The 26,240-nt window shown below is 71.1% G+C and carries 24 protein-coding genes and 1 pseudogene; 11 read left to right on the forward strand and 14 right to left on the reverse strand.

All coding sequences use genetic code 11. The features are described 5' to 3' along the window. Positions 1 to 76: 76 nt before the first annotated feature. A complete protein-coding gene (locus AB0C46_RS34220) occupies positions 77 to 769 on the forward strand; it encodes a DUF4291 domain-containing protein (RefSeq protein ID WP_362832693.1) in 693 nt (230 codons plus the stop codon). Between the two features lie 214 nt (positions 770 to 983). Next, a complete protein-coding gene (locus tag AB0C46_RS34225; protein WP_362832694.1) occupies positions 984 to 2,411 on the forward strand; it encodes an alkaline phosphatase family protein in 1,428 nt (475 codons plus the stop codon). 180 nt (positions 2,412 to 2,591) lie between these two features. On the opposite strand, the gene ccsB is transcribed toward AB0C46_RS34225, so the two are convergent. From ccsB to hemL, 7 genes are all read right to left on the reverse strand, one after another. Beyond that, positions 2,592 to 3,683 (reverse strand): c-type cytochrome biogenesis protein CcsB, encoded by a 1,092-nt coding sequence (ccsB, locus tag AB0C46_RS34230; RefSeq protein WP_362832695.1) that lies wholly within the window; start codon positions 3,681 to 3,683, stop codon positions 2,592 to 2,594. Continuing rightward, on the reverse strand, positions 3,680 to 5,500 hold the full coding sequence (locus tag AB0C46_RS34235) for a cytochrome c biogenesis protein ResB (protein WP_362832696.1): 1,821 nt from the start codon (positions 5,498 to 5,500) through the stop codon (positions 3,680 to 3,682). The genes ccsB and AB0C46_RS34235 overlap by 4 nt, the downstream gene beginning before the upstream one ends. A 3-nt stretch (positions 5,501 to 5,503) precedes the next feature. After that, on the reverse strand, positions 5,504 to 6,265 hold the full coding sequence (locus AB0C46_RS34240) for a cytochrome c biogenesis protein CcdA (RefSeq protein ID WP_362832697.1): 762 nt from the start codon (positions 6,263 to 6,265) through the stop codon (positions 5,504 to 5,506). Positions 6,266 to 6,269: 4 nt separating this feature from the next. Continuing rightward, a complete protein-coding gene (locus AB0C46_RS34245; RefSeq protein ID WP_362832698.1) occupies positions 6,270 to 6,884 on the reverse strand; it encodes a TlpA disulfide reductase family protein in 615 nt (204 codons plus the stop codon). 77 nt (positions 6,885 to 6,961) lie between these two features. Further along, entirely contained in the window at positions 6,962 to 8,185 is a 1,224-nt protein-coding gene (locus AB0C46_RS34250; protein WP_362832699.1) for a hypothetical protein, read from the reverse strand. 147 nt (positions 8,186 to 8,332) lie between these two features. Continuing rightward, positions 8,333 to 9,013: a histidine phosphatase family protein gene (locus AB0C46_RS34255; RefSeq protein ID WP_362832700.1), complete on the reverse strand. Its 681-nt coding sequence runs from the start codon at positions 9,011 to 9,013 to the stop codon at positions 8,333 to 8,335. 69 nt (positions 9,014 to 9,082) lie between these two features. Then, the gene (hemL, locus tag AB0C46_RS34260; protein ID WP_362832702.1) at positions 9,083 to 10,390 is read right to left on the reverse strand and encodes a glutamate-1-semialdehyde 2,1-aminomutase; all 1,308 of its coding nucleotides are present in this window, start codon (positions 10,388 to 10,390) and stop codon (positions 9,083 to 9,085) included. A 325-nt stretch (positions 10,391 to 10,715) separates the two neighbouring features. Here hemL and AB0C46_RS34265 point away from each other — a divergent pair, with 325 nt between their 5' ends. Further along, positions 10,716 to 11,282 (forward strand): hypothetical protein, encoded by a 567-nt coding sequence (locus AB0C46_RS34265; protein WP_362832703.1) that lies wholly within the window; start codon positions 10,716 to 10,718, stop codon positions 11,280 to 11,282. Positions 11,283 to 11,353: 71 nt separating this feature from the next. On the opposite strand, the gene AB0C46_RS34270 is transcribed toward AB0C46_RS34265, so the two are convergent. The 3 genes from AB0C46_RS34270 to AB0C46_RS34280 form a co-directional block, all read right to left on the reverse strand. Beyond that, positions 11,354 to 12,148, reverse strand: coding sequence for an SDR family NAD(P)-dependent oxidoreductase (locus AB0C46_RS34270; RefSeq protein WP_362832704.1), 795 nt, complete (start codon positions 12,146 to 12,148; stop codon positions 11,354 to 11,356). Then, positions 12,145 to 12,660: a cupin domain-containing protein gene (locus AB0C46_RS34275; protein ID WP_362832706.1), complete on the reverse strand. Its 516-nt coding sequence runs from the start codon at positions 12,658 to 12,660 to the stop codon at positions 12,145 to 12,147. The genes AB0C46_RS34270 and AB0C46_RS34275 overlap by 4 nt, the downstream gene beginning before the upstream one ends. 137 nt (positions 12,661 to 12,797) lie before the next feature. Next, positions 12,798 to 13,493 (reverse strand): TIGR03086 family metal-binding protein, encoded by a 696-nt coding sequence (locus tag AB0C46_RS34280; RefSeq protein ID WP_362832708.1) that lies wholly within the window; start codon positions 13,491 to 13,493, stop codon positions 12,798 to 12,800. Between the two features lie 92 nt (positions 13,494 to 13,585). Here AB0C46_RS34280 and AB0C46_RS34285 point away from each other — a divergent pair, with 92 nt between their 5' ends. Further along, entirely contained in the window at positions 13,586 to 14,392 is an 807-nt protein-coding gene (locus AB0C46_RS34285; RefSeq protein WP_362832709.1) for a helix-turn-helix domain-containing protein, read from the forward strand. 36 nt (positions 14,393 to 14,428) lie between these two features. Here the strand turns inward: AB0C46_RS34285 and AB0C46_RS34290 are convergent, their stop codons facing one another. Further along, complete coding sequence (locus AB0C46_RS34290; RefSeq protein WP_362832710.1) at positions 14,429 to 15,130, reverse strand: TetR family transcriptional regulator; 702 nt, start codon at positions 15,128 to 15,130, stop codon at positions 14,429 to 14,431. 142 nt (positions 15,131 to 15,272) lie between these two features. On the opposite strand from AB0C46_RS34290, the gene AB0C46_RS34295 reads away from it, so the two are divergent. After that, positions 15,273 to 16,874: an FAD-dependent monooxygenase gene (locus tag AB0C46_RS34295; protein ID WP_362832712.1), complete on the forward strand. Its 1,602-nt coding sequence runs from the start codon at positions 15,273 to 15,275 to the stop codon at positions 16,872 to 16,874. Here the strand turns inward: AB0C46_RS34295 and AB0C46_RS34300 are convergent. Further along, the gene (locus AB0C46_RS34300) at positions 16,831 to 17,571 is read right to left on the reverse strand and encodes an AAA family ATPase (protein ID WP_362832713.1); all 741 of its coding nucleotides are present in this window, start codon (positions 17,569 to 17,571) and stop codon (positions 16,831 to 16,833) included. The genes AB0C46_RS34295 and AB0C46_RS34300 overlap by 44 nt on opposite strands. A 140-nt stretch (positions 17,572 to 17,711) precedes the next feature. Here AB0C46_RS34300 and AB0C46_RS34305 point away from each other — a divergent pair, with 140 nt between their 5' ends. The 4 genes from AB0C46_RS34305 (at position 17,712) to AB0C46_RS34320 (ending at position 21,635) form a co-directional block, all read left to right on the forward strand. Continuing rightward, on the forward strand, positions 17,712 to 18,047 hold the full coding sequence (locus AB0C46_RS34305) for a YnfA family protein (RefSeq protein WP_127151765.1): 336 nt from the start codon (positions 17,712 to 17,714) through the stop codon (positions 18,045 to 18,047). A gap of 79 nt (positions 18,048 to 18,126) precedes the next feature. Continuing rightward, on the forward strand, positions 18,127 to 18,885 hold the full coding sequence (locus AB0C46_RS34310) for an SDR family oxidoreductase (protein WP_362832714.1): 759 nt from the start codon (positions 18,127 to 18,129) through the stop codon (positions 18,883 to 18,885). Between the two features lie 118 nt (positions 18,886 to 19,003). Beyond that, entirely contained in the window at positions 19,004 to 19,363 is a 360-nt protein-coding gene (locus tag AB0C46_RS34315) for a hypothetical protein (protein ID WP_362832716.1), read from the forward strand. Positions 19,364 to 19,403: 40 nt separating this feature from the next. After that, positions 19,404 to 21,635, forward strand: coding sequence for an alpha/beta fold hydrolase (locus tag AB0C46_RS34320; RefSeq protein ID WP_362832754.1), 2,232 nt, complete (start codon positions 19,404 to 19,406; stop codon positions 21,633 to 21,635). Positions 21,636 to 21,659: 24 nt separating this feature from the next. On the opposite strand, the pseudogene AB0C46_RS34325 reads toward AB0C46_RS34320, so the two are convergent. Beyond that, a pseudogene (locus AB0C46_RS34325) lies at positions 21,660 to 22,033 on the reverse strand (hypothetical protein); the annotation flags it as partial. A 302-nt stretch (positions 22,034 to 22,335) separates the two neighbouring features. Between AB0C46_RS34325 and AB0C46_RS34330 the strand changes: the two are divergent. Next, complete coding sequence (locus AB0C46_RS34330; protein ID WP_362832717.1) at positions 22,336 to 23,703, forward strand: serine hydrolase domain-containing protein; 1,368 nt, start codon at positions 22,336 to 22,338, stop codon at positions 23,701 to 23,703. Between the two features lie 150 nt (positions 23,704 to 23,853). Here the strand turns inward: AB0C46_RS34330 and AB0C46_RS34335 are convergent, their stop codons facing one another. Continuing rightward, positions 23,854 to 25,047 (reverse strand): RtcB family protein, encoded by a 1,194-nt coding sequence (locus tag AB0C46_RS34335; RefSeq protein ID WP_362832719.1) that lies wholly within the window; start codon positions 25,045 to 25,047, stop codon positions 23,854 to 23,856. Between the two features lie 163 nt (positions 25,048 to 25,210). Here AB0C46_RS34335 and AB0C46_RS34340 point away from each other — a divergent pair, with 163 nt between their 5' ends. Beyond that, positions 25,211 to 26,134, forward strand: coding sequence for a hypothetical protein (locus AB0C46_RS34340; RefSeq protein WP_362832720.1), 924 nt, complete (start codon positions 25,211 to 25,213; stop codon positions 26,132 to 26,134). Positions 26,135 to 26,240 lie beyond the last annotated feature (106 nt).

Here is a 26,240-nt window from a genome sequence, read left to right on the forward strand (position 1 = left end):
TTGCCGCAGGGGACGCCACTCCCCCGCCCCACAATTCGCTGGCCCCCACCCCCGCTCTCCGCCAGGATGACCGGCCATGACCACCAGCCCCAACGCCCCCGTACAGGCCGCGCACACCCCCGTGGACCCCGCAGACCCCGTGGACCCCGCGGACCCCTCGGCCCCCTCGGACGCCACCGAACCCCGCCGCCGTATCCGCGCCCTGCACACCGACACGACCGTCACCGTCTATCAGGCGTACTCCCCCGCGCTGGGGCTTCCGGCCGCGCGGGACGGGCGGTTTCCCGTGGCCTGGAAGCGGGAGCGGATGACGTGGATCAAGCCGTCGTTCCTGTGGATGATGTACCGCTGCGGGTGGGGTGCCAAGGCGGACCAGGAGACGGTGCTCGCCGTGGAGATCGCGCGGGGCGGGTTCGACTGGGCGCTGCGGAATGCCTGTCTGTCGCATTATGACGCCGGTGAGCACGCCGACCGCGGGGTCTGGCAGCGGGAGTTGAAGGGGGCGCCGGCGCGGGTGCAGTGGGATCCGGAGCGCGATCTGTGGTTGCGGGCGCTGCCGTACCGTTCGCTGCAGCTGGGGCTGGCGGGGGAGGCGTCGCGGCGGTACGCGGACGAGTGGACGGTGGCGATCACGGATGTCACCCCGCTGGCCCAGGAGATCCATGCGCTGGTGCGCTCCGGGGAGACCGCGGCGGCCGCCGCGCTGCTTCCTGAGGAGCGTGCCTACCCGGCACCCGAGGGAACTCCGGGCCTTGGCCGCGTGTCCTGACGCACCTTCGCAAACGCGTAAATCCGGCCACCGCGCGGTCCGCCGTGCGCTGCTTCGTGTGACGTACGGGACGTAGCGAGGTCCGGCCAACTGAGCGCCGTTCACAGCCAATTGATGCACCGTTCAGCTACCTCCCCCTGCCCGGGAGACTCAGGCGCCGCCACAGTCAAGTCGGCCCACGGAGGGCTCCCGCGACTCAGGGAGAGTGGCACATATGCCTGACATGACCCGACGAAGACTCCTCGGCTCCGCGGCCGGCGCGGTCGGCGGCGCCGCCGCGCTGTCGCTGCTGCCGCCCAGCGTCCAGCAGGCCGTCGCCGCCGGACCAGCACGTCACGGCTCACTGCACGACGTCGAGCACGTCGTGATGCTGATGCAGGAGAACCGCTCGTTCGACCACTACTTCGGCACCCTGCGCGGCGTCCGGGGCTTCGCCGACCCGGACGCGCTGACGCTGCCGGACGGCCGGTCCGTCTTCCATCAGCCGGACGCCCAGAACCCGGACGGCTATCTGCTGCCCTTCCGCCTCAACACGCACACCACCAGCGCGCAGGCCATCCCCTCCACCAGCCATGCCTGGTCCGTACAGCACGAGGCGTGGAACGGCGGGAAGATGGACCGCTGGCTGCCCGCGCACCGCAAGGCGGACGGCGTCAACGCGCCGTACGTGATGGGGTATCACACCCGCGCGGACATCCCCTTCCAGTTCGCGCTGGCCGAGACGTTCACCCTCTGCGACAACTACTTCTGCTCGGTCTTCGGCCCGACCTGGCCCAACCGGCTCTACTGGATGACCGGCACCCTCGACCCGGGCGGCACCCAGGGCGGGCCGGTGCTGAACAACACCGCGCCGCGGCCGTACCGCTGGACGACCTACGCCGAGCGGCTGGAGGCGGCGGGCATCAGCTGGAAGGTCTACCAGGAGGAGGACGACTACGGCTGCAATCTGCTGGAGCAGTTCCAGACGTTCCGGGACGCCAAGCCCGGCGAGCCGCTCTACGAGCGCGGGATGCGGGCGCAGCCGGCCGGCACCTTCGAGGACGACGCCCGCGCCGACCGGCTGCCGGCGGTCTCCTGGCTGATCCCCACCAGCCATCAGTCCGAGCATCCGGACTATCTGCCGGCGGCCGGCGCCGACTATGTCGCCAAGAAGATCGAGGCGATCGCGTCCAACCGGAAGGTGTGGGCCAAGACGGTCTTCATCCTCAACTACGACGAGAACGACGGGCTCTTCGACCATGTGCCGCCGCCGGTGCCGCCCCCGGGGACGAAGGACGAGTTCGTCCAGGGCCTGCCGATCGGCGGCGGCTTCCGGGTGCCGTGCCTGATCGTGTCGCCGTGGACGGTGGGTGGCTGGGCTGCCGGCGACCCCTTCGACCACACCTCGGTGCTGCAGTTCCTGGAGCGCTGGACGGGCGTCGAGGAGCCCAATATCAGTGACTGGCGGCGGGCCGCCTTCGGCGATCTGACCTCCGCGTTCGGCTTCCGCCACCGGGCACACCGCCCGCCGCGGCTGCCGGACGACACCGCCGAGCAGCTGGCCGAGGCGCAGTGGGAGGTGGCGCATCTGCCGAAGCCGACGCTGCCGGGCGGCGGGCAGCGGCCGCCGCGCCAGGAGCGTGGGCGGCGTCGGCGGCGCTGAGGGGGCACGGGCGGCGTGGGCGGCGTCGGCGGCGCTGACGCGGCGCGGGCCGGGCGCGCCGGTCCCCCGTGAAACGACGGTGCCGTACGGGCGGCCTCCTGGCGAGGCTTCCCGTACGGCACCGGGGTGGCGGCGCGCGCACCGCCGTGGGGCACGTGTGGTGCCCGGGGACTCCTGCGGTCAGACCCCCGCGTACGAGTGCAGGCCCGTCACGAAGATGTTCACGCCGTAGTAGTTGAACAGGTAGCAGGCGAAGGCGATCAGGCCGAGCCAGGCGGCCTTGCGGCCCTTCCAGCCGGCCGTGGCGCGGGCGTGCAGATAACCGGCGTAGGCGACCCAGGTGATGAAGGTCCAGACCTCCTTGGGGTCCCATCCCCAGTAGCGGCCCCAGGCGGCCTCGGCCCAGATGGCGCCCGCGATGATGGTGAACGTCCACAGCGGGAAGACGGTGGCGTTGATGCGGTAGGCGAACTTGTCGAGCGAGGCGGCCGAGGGCAGCCGCTCCAGCACGGAGGTGGCGAAGGTGCCGGGCTGCTTGGCCGTCGGGTCGGCGAGCTTGGCCTCGTGGCGGTCACGGAAGAGGAACAGCAGCGTGGCGACGGCGCCGAGGTAAAGCACCGCGCCGGAGATGATCGCGCAGCTGACGTGGATCCACAGCCAGTAGGAGTGCAGCGCGGGCACCAGCTGGTCGCTGGCGGTGTAGAGCACCGAGACGGCCAGACCGAGGTCCAGCAGGACGCTGGTGATCAGGGGGAGCCCGATCCAGCGGACGTTCTTCTTGAGCACGAGCAGCAGCAGGTACGCGCCGACCGCGACCGCGGCGAAGGTCGTGGAGAACTCGTACATGTTGCCCCAGGGGGCACGCTGCACGGACAGGGCACGGGTGACGACGCCGCACACGTGCAGCGCCCAGGCCAGCACGGTCAGCGAGATGGCGATCCGCCCGTAGAGGTCGCCCTTCTCGGAGCCGCCGGCGGCGCCCGGCCCGTCGGGGACGTCGCGGCTGCCGGTGACGGACCTGGTGACGACCTTGGGCCGCTCCAGTACGGCGGTCCCGGTGGAGCCGCTCGCACCGGCCCGGGCGGACGCCGTCGCGGGTGCCTTGGCCTGGACGGTCAGGGCGGCGGCGGTGCGGCCGACCTTGCTGCGGCTGCCGAACACCCACTCGGCCATGTGCGCGAGGAAGGCGAGCGTGTAGACCGCCATCGCCGAGTAGACCAAGATGTTGCTGTTGTGCGCCATTGTCTCGTTGGCTGCGGCAGCGAGGTTCACGCGCGCGCTCCTTCAGAGGGGTCAGCAGGTCCGTCAGAGTCAGTGGGCTCCGCGGGGTCATCGGAGTCGGGCCCGGGGCCGGTGTCCGGGGCCGGTTCGGGCTTCGGGTCGGGCTTCGGGTCGGATTCCCGGTCGGTGTCGTCGGCCGGGGCGAGGGGGGCGTCGGGCGCCAGCGCCAGCGCCAGCTCACCGAGTTCCTCCGGCAGCCGCGCGGACTCGCTGCGGCCGAGCCCGGCCACCTCGACGACGGTGCGGCCGTCCGCGTCCGGTTCGGCGCGGACCCACACCCGGCGCCGCTGGATGAACAGCGAGCCTGCCAGACCGATCAGGGCGGCGGCCGCACCGGTGAGTGCGAGGCCGTTGCCGGGCTGGTGGCTGATCTTGAAGCTGGCCCAGCTCTTGATACCGGTGAACTTGATGCTGCCGTCACCGTTGGGCAGCTTCATCGTCTCGCCGGGGAGCATCATCTTGGCGACCGGGGCGCCCTTGTCCTTGTATTGCTTGAGGCGCTTCTTGTCGAGCTGGTAGACGTTCTGCGGCAGCCCGGAGCCGACGCCCAGGTCACCGTGGTAGGCGGTCAGCGTCAGCACCGGATAGTCCAGCGCCGGGAACTGGGAGAACATCGAGCCGGAGCCCTTGCCGCCGAACGTCGGCACGAAGAAGCCCTGGAAGCCGAGCTGATTGCGCTTGCCGTCGGCGGTCTGCGCGCCGGGCACCTTGACCACACCGGTCGAGGTGAAGTTCTTGGGGTCCTGCGGGAGGAAGGGCACCGCGCCCTTGTAGACGACCTTGCCGCGGCCGTCCTTGACGGTGACCTCCGGCGAGTAACCGTGCGAGAGCAGGTAGACCTTGGAGCCGGCGATGTCGAGCGGGGTGTTCACCTCGATCGCGGTCTTGTGCTCCTTGCCGTCCGCGCCGGAGTAGTACGTGATGTGCGCGCGGAAGACCCGGGGAGTGCCCTTCTGCGGGCCGGACCGCTCGTAGGTCGCCTCGAACTTGTTGAGCGTGAAGCCGAACGGCTCCAGGGTGTCGGTGTCGAAGAAGGCACCGGACTTGAAGTCGTCGTACTGGGTGAGGCTGTTGGCGAAGCCGTCGCCCTCGGTGATCAGCTTGCCGCCCTCGGACTTCCACAGGCTGCCGACGGCGAACGCCACCAGCATCACGATCAGCGCGAGGTGGAAGACGAGGTTGCCGACCTCCCGCAGATAGCCCTTCTCGGCGGCGACGGCGGTGCCGTTCCGGTGGGCGCGGAACCGCCGCTTCTTCAGCAGCCGCTGCGCCGCCCCGAGGACCTCCTCGGGTGCCGCGTCGGTGCGCCAGGTGGTGTAGGCGGGCAGCCGGGTCAGCCGGCGCGGGGCGCCCGGCGGGCGGCCGCGGAGCTGTCCGACGAACTGCCAGCTGCGCGGCACGATGCAGCCGATCAGCGAGATGAACAGCAGCAGATAGATCGCCGAGAACCACACCGAGCTGTAGACGTGGAACATCCCGAGCTTGTCGTAGATGTCGGCGAGGGTGCCGTGCTCGGCCTTGAACTGGTCGACCTTGACCGGGTCGATGCTGGTCTGCGGGATCAGTGAGCCGGGGATGGCGCCGATCGACAGCAGGAAGAGCAGCAGCAGCGCGACCCGCATCGAGGTCAGCTGCCGCCAGAACCAGCGCGCCCAGCCCAGGGGGCCGAGCGAGGGGAGGGTGACGTCCTCGGTGGGCGCGGTCGAGAGCTGGGACCCGGCCGCGCCGAGATCGCTGCCCCCGTCGGCCGCGGGGCCCGGGTCGGCCGCGGGGCCCTCGTCGCGGGGGGTGCCGGTCTTGGTGGACATCAATCAGATCCCAACGGTGGAGCTTTGCGTCCAGGCCTGCACCTCGGACATCAGACTGTCCCAGACGCCGGTGACGAGGAGGATGCCGAGCGCGATCATCATGCCGCCGCCGAGCCGCATGACCAGCAGGTAGTGCCGCTTGACCCAGCCGAAGGCGCCGAGCACCCGGCGGAAGGCCAGCGCGACCGCGATGAACGGCAGGCCCAGGCCCAGGCAGTACGCCACGGTGAGCAGGGCGCCGCGGACGGCGCTGGCATCGTAGAACGTGAGGGTGCTGACGGCGGCGAAGGTGGGGCTCAGGCAGGGTGTCCAGCCGACGCCGAAGAGCACGCCGAGCACCGGCGCGCCGGCCAGGCCCATGGCGGGCTTCTTGTGGAAGCGGAATTCGCGCTGCCCGAAGTTCTTGAGGACACCGGCGAAGGCCAGCCCGAGCAGGATCATCAGCACGCCGAGGACGCGCGAGATGACGTCCTTGTACCCCTGGAGGTCCCGGCCGACGAAGCCGAAGAGCGCGCCGCCGGAGACGAAGACGGCGGTGAAGCCGAGGACGAAGAGGCCGGCGCCGGCCAGCATCCGGCCGCGCTTGGCCTCACCGAGGTCGGTGCCGGTGACGCCGGTGACGTACGACATATAGCCCGGCACCAGTGGCAGGACGCAGGGCGAGAAGAACGAGACGAGTCCGGCGAGCAGCGCGATGGGGGCGGCGGCGAGCAGGGTGCCGTTGAGGACGGTCTGGTTCTCCGCGGCGGCGGCGAGCAGGGTCACGTGATCACTTCTCGGCGATCAGCGGTTCGACCATCTTGCGCAGATCGTCCTCCGCGAGCGGGCCGATCGAGCGCGCGGCGATCTTGCCGTGCCGGTCGATGGCGATCGTGGAGGGGATCGACTGCGGGTTGAGGCTGCCCTTGGGGAAGCGCAGCATCAGCCGGCCGGTCGGGTCGAACAGGCTCGGGTAGGGCACCTTGTGCTCCTCCTCGAAGCTGGTGGCCTGCGACTTCTCGGAGTCGCGGGTGTTGATCCCGAGGAACTGGACGCCCTTGTCCTTGGTCTCGTTCGCGACCTTGGAGAAGTTGGGTGCCTCGGCGATACAGGGGCCGCACCATGATCCCCAGACGTTGAGGATGACGACCTTGCCCTTGTAGTCGGCGACGTCCAGCTTCTTGCCGGTGGTGGACTCACCGGAGAGCTCGGGCGCCGGCTGCCGCTCCGCCTTCTTGACGGTGTCGACACCGTTCTTCCCCTGGACGAACCGGGTCTGGGCGGAGCCGCCGGAGGCGCCGTCGCCGCAGGCGCTCAGCGTCAGCGCGGCGGCCGCGGCCCCTGCGGCGAGCAGGGTGGCGCGGCGGCGGCTCGTGAGGCGGCGTGGGGCGCGGCAAGCACTCATGTGAAAAGTTTCGCATGGGCCCATTCCGGATCTTCCGCGCCCCCCTCACCGGCCGCGCCCCCGCGCGCAGGGGCATGTCAGGCCGCGGTCAGATAGGACTTCCAGCCACCGGACGGCCGCTGTCCGACCGGGATCCGCTGGAGCTTGCGCAGCACCTCCGGGTCCTGTGCGTCGATCCAGTCCGTGAACTGCCGGAACGACACCAGATGGACATCCCGGTTCTGCTCATTGGCAATGTGCTTGATCGCGTCCTCGACGGCGTCCATATAGATGCCGCCGTTCCACTGCTCGAAGTGATTTCCGACGAAGAAGGGCGCGCGGTTGGTCTCGTAGGCCCGGCGGAATCCGGAGATATATGCGTCGGTGGCCTGCTGCCGCCAGCCCGGGTAGTTGACCGGCGGGGCCTTCGTCGAGTGCTTCGACTGATTGGCGAGGATGTTGTAGTCCATCGAGAGGACCTCGAAAGAGTGACCCGGGAACGGGACCTGCTGGAGCGGGAAATCCCAGAGGCCCATTTTTTTCTTCGGCCACATCTGCACACCACCGGGCGAACTGGCGTCATAGCGCCAGCCGAGTTCCCTGGCGGCGGGCAGCAGGTTTTTCTGCCCGAGGAGACAGGGCGTACGGCTGCCGACCAATTCCCTTCGGTAGTCGAAGGGCAGCGGCTCCAGATCGGCGAAGCCGGTGTTGGTGCGCCACCTGGTGACGAAATCCATCGCCTGGTCGATCTCGGACTGCCACTCCTGCGGGCTCCAGTGCCTGACGGCGCCCGAGCCCGAGCAGAAGTGCCCGTTGAAGTGGGTGCCGATCTCATGGCCGTCCAGCCAGGCCTCCCGCAGGTACTTGAGCGTCTCCTTGATGTGGTCATCGCTGAGGTAGCCGATGTCGGAGGCGCCCCGCGGGTTGTTCGGCGGCTCGTAGAGGTGCTTTTGGGATTCGGGGAGGAGGTACAGCCCGGAGAGGAAGAAGGTCATGGCCGCGCCATGGTCCCTGGCGAGCTGGAGAAAGCGGGGGAAGAGGCCGTTGCCGACCTCTCCCGCACCGTCCCAGGAGAAGACCACGAACTGCGGCGGCGTCTGACCGGGCTCCAGCCGTTCGGGGGATTTCGGCTGATGGGGCTGGGCACCGGAATGCGCTGTCGAGCCGTCACCGATGAGCTTGGGGCGGGCCTGGACGGAGTTCTTCGCGCGCTGCTTGTTGGCTCCCGCGTCCGAGTCCGGCGTGGAGCAGCCGGCGACGCCCAGCGCCGCGGCTGCCCCAACTCCCATACCCAGCAGGTTTCGCCGGCTGATCGCGCGCATACCCTCGTCCCCATCCGTGCTCGCCGAACTCAATATCCATATAAACGGACAATGGAGAGGAGGGCATGTTGAGCGGCGGGGAATCCGGGTCAATCGCTCAGGTATTTCATTTTGCTTGCTTTTGACGTTGCGCCAAGTGATGCACCGTCAGGCCCCGAAAGCCTTGGCCTTTCCCTTGACGGGTTTGGCGCCCGCCAGAAGATGGGAGGGAACCAGGTCGCGCGCCGGTTCGCTGTACCCCACCGAAATGATCTTGTCGCCGTGGAAAGTGAACGACGTCAGCGAGGCCAGCGTGCACTGCCGCTTCCGCGGGTCGTGCCACAGCCGCCGCCGCTCCGCGAAGCTGCGCACGATCCAGATCGGCAGCTGATGGCTGACCGCCACCGCCTCGTGGCCCCGTGCGGCATCGCGCGCCGCGCCCAGCGCCGCCATCATCCGTACGACCTGCTCGATGTACGGCTCGCCCCAGGACGGCCGGAACGGGTTCGTCAGGTACTTCCAGTTCCCCGGCTTCTTCAGCGCACCGTCACCGACCCCGAAGGTCTTCCCCTCGAAGACATTGGCCGCCTCGATCAGCCGCTCGTCGGTGGCCAGCTCCACACCGTGCGCACCGGCGACCGGCACCGCGGTCTCCTGTGCACGCTCCAGCGGCGAGGCGACGACATGTGTGATGTCCCGCTCCGCGAGATGCTCCGCCACCCGGTCGGCCATCTTCCGCCCCAGGTCGGAGAGGTGATAGCCGGGACGGCGCCCGTAGAGCACACCGTCGGGGTTGTGCACCTCGCCATGCCGCATCAGATGCACGACGGTGATGTCTTCGCTGCTCATGTCACCCATTCATTCAGCCGTCTCAATCAGTCGTCTCAAACGGTCGCCGGCCCGTGCGCCGCCGCCGTCTCAGGCCGTCGCCCCGGCCGCGGCGCGCGCGGCGGCCGGCAGTGCGGCGGCGATCCGCTCGACGGCCGCCGTGTCGTGCGCGGTCGAGACGAACCACGACTCGAAGGCGGACGGCGGGAGGTAGACGCCCTGCGAGAGCATCGAGTGGAAGAAGGCAGTGAAGCGGAACGACTCCTGCGCCTTGGCGGCGTCGTAGTCGGTCACCTCGGCATCCGTGAAGAAGACCGTGAACATGTTCCCCGCGGCCTGGACCCGGTGCGCCACGCCCTCCTTCGCCAGCGCGGCGGTGACCAGGCCACGCACCTCCGCCGAGACCGCGTCGACCTTCTCGTACGCGACATCGTCCAGCAGCCGCAGCTGCGCGACGCCCGCGGCGGTGGCGATCGGATTCCCGGACAGAGTGCCCGCCTGGTAGACCGGGCCGGCCGGGGCGAGATGCGCCATGACGTCCGCCCGGCCGCCGAAGGCCGCCGCCGGGAAGCCGCCGCCCATGACCTTCCCGAAGGTCATCAGATCCGGACGTACCCCATCGATCCCGTACCAGCCGGCCTTGCTGACGCGGAAGCCGGTCATCACCTCGTCGGAGATGTAGAGCGCGCCATCGGCGGAGCACAGATCCTTCAGGCCCTGGTTGAAGCCCGGCAGCGGCGGCACCACGCCCATGTTGCCCGGCGCCGCCTCCGTGATCACACAGGCGATCTCGCCCGGGTGCGCGGCGAACGCGGCCCGCACCGCCTCCAGGTCGTTGTACGGCAGCACGATCGTGTCACCGGCCTGCGCGCCCGTGACCCCCGGCGTGTCGGGCAGCCCGAAGGTCGCCACGCCCGACCCGGCCGCGGCCAGCAGCGCGTCCACATGCCCGTGGTAGCAGCCCGCGAACTTGATCACCTTGGGCCGGCCGGTGAACCCGCGGGCCAGCCGGATCGCCGACATCGTTGCCTCGGTGCCGCTGGAGACCAGCCGCACCTGCTCGACCGGCTCGATCCGGGCCACGATCTCCTCGGCCAGCTCGACCTCGCCCGCGCCCGGCGTACCGAAGGACGTACCGCGGGCGACGGCCCCCTGGACCGCGGCGATCACCTCGGGGTGCGAGTGACCGAGAATCATCGGTCCCCACGAGCACACGAGGTCGACATACTCACGGCCGTCGGCGTCGGTGAGGTACGGACCGGTACCGGACACCATGAAACGGGGCGTACCACCCACGGCGCGGAACGCCCGCACCGGAGAGTTAACGCCGCCCGGCGTCACGGCGGACGCACGGTCGAACAGCGACTGCGAAACAGGGGCTTCATAGGGAAAAGACACGGTGATCCTGACCTGCATAAACGGAGGGAGGGCAGCGGCGCGTGGACACGGCCCGGCTGACATCGGTGCGGGAATCCCCTCGCGGTACGCCTTCAGACGCCGCTCGGTTCAGTCTCGATCCTTTTTTGATTCCTCTCGCTTTCGACCGGGCGTCAGCCCCCACTCGTCTGCGAAACTGTGGAGACGTACGAGTAAGTCACGCAAGCAATGGTCTCAGAGGCGCACGGGGGCGTGCGGCCGGGCGTTTCACGCGCCGGTGACGGGGGAGGTCTCTGAGACGATGATCGGGTTGCGCGGCTGGGGCTGCGAGTGGTCGGGTGGAGATATGCATCGCGGTGGCGAACTGGGCGAGGGAACCAATGACCGGGGTCCCGACCGCGCCCAGCGCGGCCGTCACCGGCGTGAGGACACCACGGGCGACAGGACCACGGGCGGGGAAATCAGAGGCGGCCGCATGGGGGTGACGTACAGGTACTTCGGTGCGCCCAACGGTGCGACCGCGGCCCGGGTCCCGGTCTCCATGCGCCCCGAGGAGCTCGGCGGTGACGAGCTCGGCATGGGCGGCATGTTCAGCAAGATCAAGCCGGAGACCATGGCCGCCATGGTCCTCACCGGTATAGAGGGCATACCGCTCCATAAGGTTCCGCCGCTCGAACTCGTCGTCCTCCATCCCGACTACGCCGTGGTCAAGCTCCCCATGACCGTGGTCGACCCGCTGCGCGGGGTCGGCGAGGAGTCGGTCGGCGCGGCCGCCTTCATCTGGTCCACCGTCCCCGACCGCGGGGGCCCGCGGGACGCCTTCACCGTCTACCAGCTCCTGCACGAGTGGCAGGACTTCAGCCACCGGCTGCACGAGGCGGGGCACCAGGCGTACTGCCTGGTCTGGCCGTAACGGTTCAGCGCAGGTGCGGCGGCGTGCGCAGGGCGCGGCGCCGGGCCTGACTGGTCACCGGGCCCCGCCGGTCACCACGTGGGGCGGGCCGAGACACCGCCGTCCACGACCAGATCGTGCCCGGTGATCCAGGACGCCATCGGCGAGGCGAGAAAGACACAGGCGTCGCCCACGTCCTCCGGTGTGCCCAACCGCCCGGCGGGCGCCGCCGCTTGCCAGCGGCGCACCCCCTCCGGCCAGTCCTCCGCCAGGCCGGGCCGGTCGATCAGGCCCGGGGAGACGCTGTTGACGCGGATGCCGTCCGGCCCGTACTCCAGCGCCGCCGCGCGGGCGTGCATCGCCACCGCCGCCTTCGACGCGCAGTAGTGGGCATGCCGCGGCGCCGGACGGTCCGCCTCGATCGAGGCGATATGGGTCACCGAGCCGCCGCCGGCCGCCCGCATCACGGCCACCGCGGCCTGGGTGCAGGCGAAAACGCTGTGCACATTGGGATCCGTCACCGCCCGCCAGTCGGCGAGCGACATCTCCGCCAGCTCCTGGGTCGGCTGCACTCCGGCGTTGTTCACCAGCGCGGTGAGCCGCCCGCGCCAGCCGGCCGCCTCCGCCACCAGTCGGTGGCACTCCGACTCGACGGCCAGATCGGCGCGCAGCGCCAGCGCGCTCCCGCCGGCCGCCTCGATCTCCGCGACCAGCTCCCGCGCCGCGGCGGCGCCCGTACGGTAGTGCGCCACGACGGCGGCGCCTGCGGCGGCGAACCGCAGCGCGATACCGCGGCCGAGGACGCCGGCGGCGCCGGTGACGAGGGCGACCTGGCCCCGGAGGTCGGGGAGACCGGGGCGGGCGACGTCGGACGGAGTGTCGGTCATGGCCGGCTCAGGGCGGTGATCCGCGCTGCCTCCCCGGGGAAGCGCGCGGCCAGTGCGGCGGCGTCCCCGTGCTCGTAGTCCTCGAAGGTGAAACCGGGCGCCATCGTGCAGCCGAAGAGCGTCCAGGAACCGCCGTCGGCTACCTGGGCGGCCATCCACGTACCGGCCGGCACCGTGAACTGGACGTGCTGCCCGCCCAGGACGTCCGGCCCGAGGGTGACCGTACGGGCCGTGCCGCCGCCACTGTCCTCCCGGAGGAGGTAGAGGGTGAGCGGATCGCCCCGGTAGAAGTGCCAGATCTCGTCGGACGGCAGCCGGTGCAGGGCGGAGAAATCGCCCGGCTCGGCGGTCAGCAGCATTACGATCGCCGTTCCCTCGGGCCGCCCGTCGGGGCGCTCGGGGCCCGCCCAGGTACGCCGGTACCGCCCGCCCTCACGGGGCAGCGGCACCAGCCCGTAGAAGTCGATCAGCGCCTCGGGCAGACGGTCGCGGGAGGTGCGGTGCTCATCCATCTGCGGGCTGCCTCCGCCTCGTTCGCGACTGCCGGTTGGTTCAGCCTAGGCACGAAGTTGGTTTGGCGCGGTCGTAATCGGGCCATGTCCGATGTCCCGGCCGACGCCCCGTCAGCCGTTCGCGTCAGCCGTTCGCGTCAGCCGGCCGTCCAGTGCGGGTCGCGGCCCGTCTCCGCCAGCAGCACCTCCAGGTCGGAGGCGCCGGGCGGTACGGGGACCGGTGCGGCGAAGACGTTCATCGTGCGGGCCGTCGGGGCCATCTGGGCGGCCAGCGCCCGCAGCTCGGCCACACAGCCGGCGGCCGGCGCGTACGGCCGGCCGGTCGCCCGCGCCGCGTCCCACGCGTGCACGGTCAGATCCAGCAGCACCATCGCGCCGACGGTCCGGGCCGGCAGCTGCATCCCGCCGGTCAGCCCGTCCTCCGCGCCCGGTGCCGCCCACGCCTCGACCAGCCGCGCCGTCTCGTCCGCGAACCGGTCGGGCCACTGCGCCCCGTACTCGCCGAGCCGGTCGGGAGTACGGCTGAAGTCCACGTCCTTCTTGGCGGCCAGCGTCTGGAAGGCGACGACCACCTGGAAGAGGTGGTTGAGCAGCGCCCGTACGTCGTACTCGGAGCAGGGCGTCGGCCACGCCAGCTGGTCGTCGCGCACCGCGCGCAGTACGGGGAGTGCCGCCTCGGCCGCCGCGTCGAGCAGCGCGCTGATCGGTGGGGGCGTGCCGGCCGGGCGGGCCGCGTGGGCAGCGTGGGCCGCTTGTGCCGGGTGAGCCGATGGTGCCGGGTGAGCCGATGGATCACTGCGCGTTTCTTCCGGAATGTCGTGTGCGTCGGTCATATCGAGGACGCTACGGGCCGTCGCCTACGGCGGCTTGAAAAAACGCGACAGGGCCACCTCGCCACCGCCGCGGGCCGCCTTAGGATCCAGGCATGGCCGCTCCTCGGCGCGACACCCGGGGCATCGTGGACGCCCCCGGTCTCTTCACGCGGGTGCGCTTCCGCCGCCGCACCCCCGCCGAACCGCTGCGCCCCTATGTCGAGCATTACTGGCTGATCGACTGGGACCTGTCCGAGCCGTACGCCACACATGTGGTCCCGCACCCGTGCGTGAATCTCGTCTTCCAGCGGTACGCCGACCGCCCCGGGTTCGGCGAGGTCGCGGGCGTCGGGCTGGAGCTGTTCGCACAGAAGCTGGCGGGGCGCGGGCGGGTGTGCGGGGTGCAGTTCCGGCCCGGTGGGTTCCGGCCGTTCACCCCGGAGCGGCCGGCCACGGACTGGACGGACCGCCGGCTACCGCTGGCCGCGGCCTTCGGGCCCGCCAACGCCGCGGCCGCCGTGCTGGAACCGGCCGACGAGGACGCCCGGGTCGCCGCGCTCGACGCCTTTCTGACGCCGCTCCTGCGGGCCGGGCCGCGGGTTCTCGCCCAGGCCGAGCTCGCCATGGGGCTGGCCGACCGGATCCGCACGGACCGGACGATCCGCCGGGTCGCGGACTTCGCGCGGGCCGAGGGCCTGTCCGTACGGGCCCTGCAGCGGCTGTTCGCCGGATATGTCGGGGTCAGCCCCAAGTGGGTGCTGCTGCGCTACCGGGTGCACGAGGCCCTGGAGCGCGCCGCCTCCGATGCGGAGGTCGACTGGGCCGCGCTCGCGGCCGAGCTGGGCTACAGCGACCAGGCGCATCTGGTCCGCGATGTCACCGCCACCGTCGGGGTCCCGCCGACCGCATACGCGCGATGAGCGGCCACCGGGGAGACCGCCCGGCCCCGGCGGCCGTCAGGGGTGCTCGGCCGTCAGATAGCGCTGGACGGTGGGGGCCAGCCAGGCGATGACCTCGTCGCGGCTGAGGCCGACGGCCGGCGGGATGTGCAGCACATAGCGGCACAGCGCCATGCCGAGTATCTGGGAGGCGATCAGCGCGGCGCGGGTCGGCGCCTCCTCGGGGACCGGGCAGACCGCGGCGAGGACCGGCTCGATCTGCTCCGCGAACACGCCGCGCATCCGCTCCGCGCCCGCCTCGTTGGTGACGCCGACCCGCATCATCGCCGTCAGCGTCTCGTCGCACTCCCAGCGCTCCACGAAGTGGCGGACGAGCCGGGCGCCGGCCTCGTCGCGCGGGAAGTGGGTGAGGTCCGGGGCGTGCACTTCGATCTCGGAGGCGGCCGCGAAGAGACCGGCCTTGTTGCCGTAGTAGCGCATCACCATCGACGGGTCGATGTCCGCGTCCCTGGCGATGGCGCGGATGGTGGCGCGCTCGTAGCCGTCCGCGGCGAAGCGGTCCTTGGCGGCGGCGAGGATCGCGGCCCGGGTCGTGGCGGAGCGGCGGGGGCGGGCGGGGTCGGGCGCTTCGTCGGGCGCGGGGTCCGCGGCGCCGGGGGCAGCGGCGGGGCCCGCGGTGGCGCCGGGCGTTACGTCGGATGCCGCGGTGGGGGCGGCATCCGGCACGGCATCAGTGGTGGAGGGGGCATGTTCAGCCATGTCAACAACTGTAGGCCAACAGCTGTTGACATGCCAGCCCCGGCCGCCCTACGCTTGCCAACAAGCGTTGACCAACGTGCGTTGGCACAGCCACGGCCCACAGCCGCGGCCACAGTCACAGCAGGCACAGGAGGCGGAAGCCATGGACGCCATGAACCGCAGGACCGGCCGGAGCGACAGCGGGGCCGCCCAGGCCCGCGATACGGACGTCATCGTCGTGGGCGCCGGCCCGACCGGCCTGCTGCTCGCCGGAGACCTCGCCGAGGCGGGACTGGGCGTCAGACTCCTGGAGCGCCGCCCCGCCGAGATCAGCAACCTCACCCGCGCCCTGGTCGTGCATGCCCGCACCCTGGAGCAGCTGGACGCCCGCGGCCTCGCCGATGAGCTGATCGCCGGCGGTCATCCGCTCACCGGCCTCCGCCTCTTCGGCGGCGCCACCATCGACCCGACCCAGCTCCGCACCCGCTTCCCCTTCGTGCTGGTCACGCCCCAGTTCGAGGTCGAGCGGCTGCTGGAGCGCCGGGCCCGCCGGGCCGGTGTCACCTTCTGCCACGGCTCCGAGGTGCTCGGCCTCGATCAGGACGCCGGCGGTGTCACGGTGCGCTTCCGCACCGCCGAGGGCCTCGGCACCGTCCGCGCCGCCTACGCCGTCGGCACCGACGGCTTCCGCAGCACCATCCGCGAGGCGATCGGGCTGCCCTTCCCCGGCAGGTCCGTGATCCGCTCCCTGGTGCTCGCCGATGTCCGGCTGGCCCAGGAGCCCGATTCGCCCCTCATGGTCAATGCCAGCGGCGAGGCGTTCGCGCTGATCGCCTCGTTCGGCGACGGCTGGTACCGCGTCATCGGCTGGAACCGCCGCCGCCGGGCCGACGAGGACGCACCCGCCGACCTCGACGAGATCCGCGAGCTGACCCGGCTCGCCCTCGGCAGTGACTACGGCATGCATGACGCCCGCTGGGTCTCCCGCTTCCACAGCGACGAACGCCAGGTCCCCTCCTACCGCGTCGGCCGCGTCTTCCTCGCCGGGGACGCCGCGCATGTGCACTCCCCCGCCGGCGGCCTCGGCATGAACACCGGTCTGCAGGACGCCGCCAACCTCAGCTGGAAACTGGCCGCGGTGCTCCGGGGCCGTGCCCCCGACAGCCTGCTGGACAGCTACCAGACGGAGCGCCACCCGGTGGGCAAGCAGGCGTTGCGCAGCAGCGGCGCACTCGTCCGGCTCGCCCTGCTGCCCACCGCCCCCGGACAGGCCGTCCGCGCCCTCGGCGCTCAGCTCGTCAACCGTCTGCGGCCGCTGTCCCGCCGGGCGATCCGCACCCTCACCGGCATCGGCATCGCCTATCCGGCCGGGCCCGGCGCCCACCCCCTCGCGGGCCGCCGCGCCCCCGACATCCGGCTGGCCGGCGGCGGCCGCCTCTATGAGCTGCTCCGTCAGGGCCGGTTCGTCCTCATCACCCCCGCCGACGAGCCCGGCGTCCCCCGGACTCCGACAGGCGGCGGGGACGCCCCTCGCCCCGCCGACGACCGCGTGGTGACCGCCTCCTGGCGCAGCGCCCGCCGCACGGCCCTTCTCGTCCGCCCCGACGGCTATATCGCCTGGGCCACCGACGCCACCGCCCCCGCCGAGCGCACCGCGGCGCTACGCGGCGCCCTCGCCCACTGGACCGGGAGCGAGGACGGGGCCTCCATAGCCGCCGCCCTCACCCCTCCAGCACATGCCGCAAATACGCCTGCGGGTCGCTGAGATAGCGCCGCCAGTGGTCGACCAGCCCCAGCTCCGCCCACTCCACCCGCCGCATCCCGTGCTCGCCGACCTCGACGATCTCGGCGCCGGGCAGCGCCGTCAGCAGCGGGGAGTGGGTGGCGCAGATGATCTGTGCGCCGCTGCTCCCCAACTCGTCCATCAGCCCCACCAGTTCAAGACAGGAGGTGAAGGACAGTGCCGCCTCCGGCTCGTCCATCACATACAGGCCACGCTGCGAGAACCGCTCCCGGAAGGCCATCAGAAAGCCCTCCCCATGGCTCATGTCGTCCGGGGACCGCGACAGCTTCAGCGCGCTCCGCTCCCGGTTCAGCGCCTCCATCGCCGTCTCGGCCCGAAGGAAGAACCCCCGCCGGCGGACCCGCGGCCCGCGCACCATCCGGCGGCCCTCGTACGTGGGATCGAACCGCATCAGTCCGCCGAGCAGCGACGCCTCCCGCGGGCCGGCGTACTTGTATCCGGCCGAGCCGCCGTACGAGTCCAGCCCGAAACCCTCCGCCAGCGCCTCGGCCAGGGTCGATTTCCCCGAACCGTTCTCCCCCACCAGGAAGGTGACCGGGGCGCGGAAGGCCAGCCCCTCCGTGGCCAGCTGGCGCACACACGGCACCGTCCAGGGCCAGCCGTCCTCGGCCGCCCCTGCCCCCTCCGGAACGTCCACGTAAGCCCGTTCGATCAGCATGCCCCCGAAGTTCTCACACCCCACTGACAGCCACCCCCACTGACAGCCACCCCCGCTGGCAGCCGCCCCCACTGACAGCCGCCCGCTGACAGCCACCCCGCCCGCACGGGAGCCGGGCTCCTGCTCCGTACGCTTCCCCCATGCTGATCGCCCGCTCCGCTGCCCTCTTTGTCGTCGCCGCCCTCTTCGAGATCGGCGGGGCCTGGCTGGTCTGGCAGGGCGTCCGCGAACACAAGGGCTGGGCCTGGATCGGCGCCGGAGTGCTCGCGCTCGGTGTGTACGGCTTTGTCGCCACCCTCCAGCCGGACGCCGCATTCGGCCGGATCCTCGCCGCGTACGGTGGTGTCTTCGTCGCCGGATCGCTGGCCTGGGGCATGGTCGCCGACGGCTACCGTCCCGACCGCTGGGACGTGATCGGCGCGCTGGTCTGCCTGGCCGGTATGGCAGTGATCATGTACGCCCCCAGGGGCCGCTGAACCTCCTGCATATGCTGGCCGCGGACCATTTTGCCCCGGCTCGTGCAGAGCAGGGGGACCCATCGCCCAAGGAGAATGCATGACCGCCGAAGCCCGTACCGCCGTCGTCACCGGAGCGAGCAGCGGCATCGGCGCCGCCACCGCGCGGGCGCTGGCCGCGGCCGGCTACCACGTGGTGCTCACCGCCCGCCGCAAGGACCGCATCGAAGCGCTCGCCGCCGAGCTGCCGCACGCCGAGGCCTACGCCCTCGACGTCACCGACCGCGCCGCCGTCGACGCCTTCGCAGCCGCCCTCGACCGCTACCCCTCCGTCGACGTCCTGGTCAACAACGCCGGCGGTGCGCTCGGCGCGGAGCCGGTCGCCACCGGTGATCCCGCCGACTGGCGGACCATGTACGAGGTCAATGTGCTGGGCGTGCTCCATATGACCCAGGCGCTGCTGCCCGCGCTCACCGCCTCCGGCGACGGCACCGTCGTCGTGCTCTCCTCCACCGCGGGGCATGGCACCTACGAGGGCGGCGGCGGCTATGTCGCCGCCAAGCACGGTGCGCATGTCATCGCCGAGACCCTCCGCCTGGAGCTGTGCGGCGAGCCGGTGCGCGTCATCGAGGTCGCCCCGGGCATGGTCAAGACGGACGAGTTCGCCACCACCCGCTTCCGCGGCGACACCGCCAAGGCCGCCAAGGTCTACCAGGGCGTCGAGCAGCCGCTCAGCGCGGAGGATGTCGCCGACACCGTCGCCTGGGCGATCACCCGTCCCTCCCATGTCAATGTCGACCTCCTGGTGGTCCGCCCGCGCGCCCAGGCCTCCAACTCCAAGGTCCACCGCACCGGTTGAGCCACCCGGCGGGACCGCCCCCGCCGGACGCCACCCCTCATATACGGGGCCTGGGTACACCCCCCGCCGGGTGTCCGGGCCCCGTGTCCCGGCGCGCTCCGCTCGCGACAGTGGCCCCATGACCTCCACCAGTCACGGAGCACCCCCCGCCGGGGCCACCGCGGACGGGGCCACCACTGACGGGGCCGCCGCGGACGTGGCCACCACCGACGGGGCCGCCGCCAACGGGGAGCGGCCCACCATCACGGGCACCGGCACCGGCACCGGCACCGGCACCGGCACACACCCAACCACCACGGGCACCGGCACACGCCCGGCCATCACAGGCACCGGCACACCCCCAGCCACCACGGACACCACAGGCACCACGACCACCCCCGTCGCCGTACGGCGCCGCAGCCGCCTGCGCACCGTCGCCTGGCTGCTGCCGCTCACCGTGGTGACCGTCCTCGTCACCGCCCAGGCCCTGTCCGCCTGAGTCCCGCCCGACCTGCACACCAGCCGTGTCCCACCACGCAGTGCACTCCACTTCGCCCTGCTGGTGGCGCACCTCTTCACCGCCGCCGTCGCCGTGCTCACCGGCCTCGCCCAGTCCTGGCCCTGGCTGCGCCACCGCCATCCGGCCGCACACCGCTGGACGGGCCGCGCCTACTTCTTCGCCGGGGTCTTCCCCTCGGCCCTGGTCGGCATCCCCGTCATCTACTTCACCCCTGGGCCTCAGCAACCAGGCGTCCCTGGCGGTCCTCGACACCCTCTGGCTGCTCACCGGCTTCGCCGGCTACCGCGCCGCCCGGCACCGCCGCTACGCCGACCACAGGGTGTGGATGATCCGCAATTACGCCCTCACCCTCGTCGCCCTCACCTCACGCCTGATCCAGCCACTGATCGAGCACCTCGTGGCCGCCCAGCTCACCGACCCCGTCTCCTACACCGGCGACGCGCTGTCCGCCGCGCACGACATCGCCGGCGCCAGGCGCTCGGCCATTCGGCGGTGGCCGGCTCGCGTGCAGTGCCGCGCCGCGGTGTGGTGGACACGGATGCGTGCCGACGTCCAGCGCATGGGAGGCATCGGGCGCTCAGCCGTGGAAGGACGAGGCATGCTCATATCCGGGCCCATAGCGGGCCGTAGGCGTGGTGCCGCGGTCGTCACCGCGGTGGTGACCTGCTCGACGGTGCTCGCCGGGCCGGACCTCGCCACGGCCGCCGGTCCGCCGTCACCTTCGGCCGGCGGTCCGCCGTCACCTTCGGCGTCCGCCCCACAGCTGGAGTGGAGCCCCTGCGTCCAGGGCAGTGCGTTCGACTGCGCGACCGCGAAGGTGCCGCTGGACTACCGCAACCCCGGCCGCCGCACCATCGAACTGGCCGTCATCAAGCGGAAGGCGACCGGCCCCGGGCGGCGCATCGGCACCCTGTTCTTCAACCCCGGCGGACCCGGCGGGCCGGGAACGGTCCAGATGCCACAGAATTACCGCTTCTTCCCGCGCGAGGTGCGGGAGCGGTTCGACATCGTCAGCTGGGATCCCCGCGGGGTCGGCAGCAGCACCGCGGTGAACTGCTTCGCGGGTCCCGAGGAGGCCCACGCGTGGCTGTCGGGCAAACCGGCCGGCTTCCCGGTGGGCGCACGACAGCGGGCGGCCTGGATCGCCGCGTACAAGGAGCTGGGCCGGCGCTGTCAGCAGCGTGACCCCGAGCTCCTGCGTCATGTGTCGACCGCCGACACGGCTCGCGACCTCGACCGGCTCCGGCAGGCGGCGGGCGACCCGCAGCTCACCTACCTCGGGATCTCCTACGGCACGTTCCTGGGCGCCACCTACGCCAACCTCTTCCCCAGCAAGGTCCGCGCCATGGCCCTCGACAGCACCATCGACCCGCAGGCCTGGACGAACCACGCCTCGACGGAAGACCCCCGGCTCCCGACCTTCCTGCGCATGGGCGCGGACCGCGGCGCGGCCGCCATCCTGGACCAGTTCCTCGCCCGGTGCGGCGCCGCCACCACCGCCCGCTGCGCCTTCTCCGCCGGCAGCCCGAAGGCGACCCGGGACAAGTTCGACCGGCTGATGCGGCGGCTCCGGGAGCACCCCGTGGGCGCGTGGACCTACAGCCGCACGGTGGGTGACGTGGTGAACGGCCTCTACATCGTCCACCCCGGATGGACGACTCTCGCCGGCCGGCTGCAGACCCTGTGGCAGGGGCGCGCACCGGCCCCGTCCCCGGCCCCGCCCGCGCCACCGGTCCCGCATCCGGATCCGTACCTGGGCGACGAACAGGCCGCTGCGGTCTTCTGCAGCGACAGCCCCAATCCACGTGCCCCCGGGGCCTATCACGCCCTGGAGGAGGCCAGCGCCCTGCGCGCAGGCGACCCCGGACGCTTCTGGACCTGGGCCGGGGAGCCGTGTGCCACCTGGCCGGGCGTCGCCGCCACCGGTTACCGCGGCCCGTGGAACAGGCCGACGGCGCACCCCGTCCTGGTGATCGGCACCCGCTACGACCCCGCCACTCCCTACTCGGGCGCACAGGCCATGGCCGAAGAACTGGCCCACGCCCGCCTGCTCACCCACCACGGGTACGGGCACACCGCGCTGCTCAACCCCAGCAGCTGCGTCAACGCGTACGAGAGCCGCTACTTCATCGACGGCACCCTCCCGCCGGCCGGAGCGGCGTGCCGGCAGGACACGCCCCCCTTCACCGCGCCCAGGCCGAGCGGCGGCGTCGCCACCGGCGGCGGAGCGATGGCCGGCCGCGTCTCCTGAGCCGGCGGCCGCCCCGCAGCCGGGTCAGCCCTTGACGCAGATGACCTGCTTGAGCTTCGCCACGAGCTTCGCCACGACCTCGACCAGGTCCCGCCAGGTCCTGCCGGGTCCCGCCGGGTCCCGCCAGGTCCCGCTGCTGATCGATGACCTTCTCGATCGGCTCGCAGGCGCCCGGGATCCCGTCCACGACACCGGAGTCCTTACGGCACTCCACACCCCACGCCTTCCTTACGGCACTCCACCCCACGCCTGCTCCTCCAGATCCCGGGTGGAGAACCGCTTTTCGCGGCGCTCCGGCTCAGCAGCAGGTCCATACGGTCGTACCGCTTCTTTGCGGCGTTCCGGCTCATCAGCAGGTCCATGCCGTCGTACCGCTCCTCCGCCACATGGTTGCGGTGCCGCCACCTCACGCGGACCGAGCACGGCCCGGCACCACGCACACTCCGGACACGCAGTTTCTGAACCCACCGTCCGGCAGTCGCAGCTCGGACAGTCACAGTTCCGGCGGTCACAGTTCCGGCAATTGCGCTTCAGGCATGCACACTTCGGGCTCGTAGACGCCTGACGAATGTCATCAGTGTTGGTGAGACAGGTCGTTCTACGGGAGGACGTGGGGACGGCGGTCGGCCGAGAGAATCGAGATGACCAAGATCACATGCGTGATCGACCGCAGTAGCAGGAAGTTGTAACGGGAGAAGACATGACTCTGCCCCGCCCGGCCCGCCCGGCCCGCCGCCATCGCGCACGGATCGCCGGCACCACCACGGCCGTGATGCTCTCACTGGTGGCAGCCGTGGTACCGGCCCAGGCCGCAACGGCCCCCGCGCCCGGCGCTCACGCCACCACAGGAACGACGGCCCGCCCGGGCCATCTCGACCACAAGGCACTGGACGAGAAGCTGGCGGCACTGCGCAGAGCGGGCATGTACGGCACCTACGCGGCCGTCCGGGAGGGCCGGGACGAATGGCGGGGCGCGGCCGGTGTCGCCGACCTCGCCACCAACCGCCCGGTCGAGCCGCAGATGCAGCATCGCTTAGGCAGCCTCACCAAGGCGTTCACCGCCGTCGCCGTGCTGCAGCAGGTCGACGCGGGACGGATCGATCTGGACGCCCCCATCGCCCGTTACCTCCCCGACCTCGTCCCCGGTGAACGCGGCCGGAAGATCACCGTCCGTATGCTCCTCAACCACACCAGCGGCATCGCCGACTACATCCTCGGCGCCTTCCCCTCCCTCCTCAAGGGAAGTACCGAGAGCCTCGACACCAACCGTCACCGCCACTTCGCCCCTGAGGAGCTCGCACGCTTGGGCCTGCAGGCGGAACCGACGGGCAAGCCCGGCGAGAAGTGGTCCTACGCCAACACCAATTACGTCATCGCGGGAATGCTGCTGCAGAAGGTCACCAGCGAGGATCCGCAGGAGTACATCACCCGCAAGGTCATCCGCAAGGCCGGGCTGAAGCACACCTACTTCCCGGCCTCCGCACGGATATCCGGGCCGCATTCCAAGATGTACGAATCCTTCTACGGACTGATCAGCCCGGCCCGTGACTACAGCACCTACGACATGTCCTGGGGCGGTACCGCCGGGGCGCTGGTCGCGACGATGGAGGATGTGAACACCTTCTACCGGGCGCTGCTGACCGGCGAACTGCTCGCCCCCGCCGAACTCCGCCAGATGCAGACCACCGTCGAGGCCAAGGACGAAGAGGGCAATCTGCTGATGCACTACGGCCTCGGCATCGGCGCGATCGACACGGCGTGCGGGCGCTTCTGGGGACACACCGGCGCGGTGTGGGGCGCCGAGACGGTGACGTACTCGACGCCCGACGGCAAGCGCCAGATGTCGCTCGGGTTCAACCGGTCCAAGTACCAGCAGCTCGACGCGACGGGTCACATCAAGCCGGGCCCGATCGACGCCGCTACCGGGGCCTTCCAGGCGAAGGCGATGTGCGACATCGATGTGCCCGCCGAGCCGCGGCGGTTCGCGCACCCGGCCGCGCCGAAGGCCCCCGAAGGGCTGCCCGTCCCGCTCACCCGTCCACTGACTCCGCTGTCGCCGGGCCGCTGACCCGGGACGACGGCCTGCACCATCCCAACGGAGTCGTACAGGCCGTCGTCCGGAAGGCCCGCGCCCGTCCGCCAACAGTGTCCGCGTCCGGTCCGGGGCCTGCCGCTCACGTGGAGTGCCGCGCTCAGTCGCTCATGTGGAGTGCCGCGCTCAGCCCTTGACGCAGATGACCTGCTTGAGCTTCGCCACGACCTCGACCAGGTCCCGCTGCTGATCGATGACCTTCTCGATCGGCTTGTAGGCGCCCGGGATCTCGTCCACGACACCGGAGTCCTTACGGCACTCCACACCCCGCGTCTGCTCCTCCAGATCCCGGGTGGAGAACCGCTTCTTCGCGGCGTTCCGGCTCATCTTGCGGCCGGCGCCGTGGGAGGCGGAGTTGAAGGACGCGGCGTTGCCCAGGCCCTTGACGATGTACGAGCCGGTGCCCATCGAGCCCGGGATGATCCCGTACTCGCCGCTGCCCGCCCGGATCGCGCCCTTACGGGTCACCAGCAGGTCCATGCCGTCGTACCGCTCCTCCGCCACATAGTTGTGGTGGCAGGAGATCACGTCCTCGAAGGTGACCTTCGCCTTCTTGAACTCCTTGCGGACGACGTCCTGGAAGAGCCCCATCATCACGGCCCGGTTGTGCTTGGCGTACTCCTGCGCCCAGAACAGGTCGTTGCGGTACGCCGCCATCTGCGGGGTGTCGGCGATGAAGACGGCGAGGTCACGGTCGACCAGGCCCTGGTTGTGCGGCAGCTTCTGCGCCTGCCCCATGTGGAACTCGGCCAGCTCCTTGCCGATGTTCCGGGAGCCGGAGTGCAGCATCAGCCACACCACACCGTCGTCATCGAGGCAGAACTCAATGAAGTGATTGCCCGAACCGAGCGACCCCATCTGCTTCGTGGCCCGCTCCTGACGGAACTTGACCGCTTCGGCAACCCCGTCGAACCGCGCCCAGAAGTCGTCCCACCGGGCCGTCGGGAACCCGTGGATCCGCCCCGGGTCCACCGGATCGTCGTGCATCCCCCGGCCCACCGGAATCGCCTGCTCGATCTTCGAGCGCAGCCGGGAAAGATCACCGGGGAGGTCATTGGCGGTGAGCGAGGTCCGCACTGCGCTCATCCCGCAGCCGATGTCGACGCCGACCGCCGCCGGGCAGACCGCGCCGCGCATGGCGATCACCGAGCCGACCGTGGCGCCCTTGCCGTAGTGGACATCCGGCATCACGGCCAGGCCCTTGATCCACGGCAGGGTGGCGACATTGCGCAGCTGCTGCATCGCGACGTCCTCGACCGTGGCCGGGTCCGTCCACATCCGGATCGGTACCTGGGCACCCGGCACCTCGACGTACGACATAACTCCCTCATTCCCCCGAATTTATGAAAAACGCAAAAGCCGGACAAGTTATCCGATCTTGGACGGCGGACCGGCATGCGCGGCAAGACGTGCGGTAGACATTGTGTCCATCGGCCGCTGACCGGCGGCAACCGCATTTTCGTAGGGGAAGGAGCCGCGAGCGATGCCACGCAAGCCGTTCGTACCCGGCGCCGCACTCGTGGTGGCCGCGGCACTGGCCGCCGGCCTCACCGCCTGCACCGGCGGCTCCAGCGCCGACGACGAGACCGGAGACGCCAAGAGCGGCGGCACCGCCTCATCGAGCCCGGCCGCCGAACCGGGCCGCTACCAGACCCTCCCCGAGGCCTGCGGGCTGCCCGCGCGCGGCACCCTGCGCGGCATGCTGCCCGGCGGCGGCCAGCAGCTCTCGCGCGCCGAGGCCAAGAAGATCTACGCCGGCCAGGCCGACATCACGTACGACACCGACCGCCGCGTCGGCTGCCGCTGGACCCGCGAGACCACCGCAGGCACCCGCCATCTGAGCCTCGACATCCAGCGTGTGGTGTCCTACGACGCCGCCGTCAGCGATGACGACAAGGCGCAGGGGATCTACGACAGCAAGGAGCTGGCCGCCCAGATCCCGCCCGGCGGCACCGGCTCCCCCTCGCCCGCCACCCCGAGCCCGTCCGCCACCAAGGGGGAGGGCAAGGGCGAAGGGGCCACCACGAACAGCTCGACGGGCAAGAAGGGGCAGGCGGCCTCCGGGAGCCCCTCGGGGACGTCCGCCCCCGGTACGGACCCCAGTGCGGACCCCAGTGCGGACCCCAGCGCGGCCCCCACTACGGACCCCAGCGCCGACCTGAGCGACTCCACCGCCCCGCGCGTCCTGGACGACCTCGGGGACGCGGCCTTCCTCAATGACAAATTGGTCACAGCGGACTCGGGGGTGCACCGCGATGTCACTGTGGTCTTTCGCACGTCGAACGTCATCGTGACGCTCACCTACGACCAGTGGTCCACGGACAAGACGATGTTGCCGGACAGCCAGGAACTGCAGGACAAGGCACGTTCGCTGGCCGGCGAGCTGTCCGAGAGCCTCAGCGAATAGTCCGGATCGGGCACATTGACCGAATCGGTAAGTGTGAGGGAATGCGCCCGGTTTGGCCGTTGTGCTGATCGACAGGAATCGGTCACCCACCTCGCTGCGCCGCGTA

Origin of the sequence: Streptomyces sp. NPDC048637 (genome assembly GCF_040650675.1) — a bacterium.
Lineage (GTDB): Bacteria > Actinomycetota > Actinomycetes > Streptomycetales > Streptomycetaceae > Streptomyces.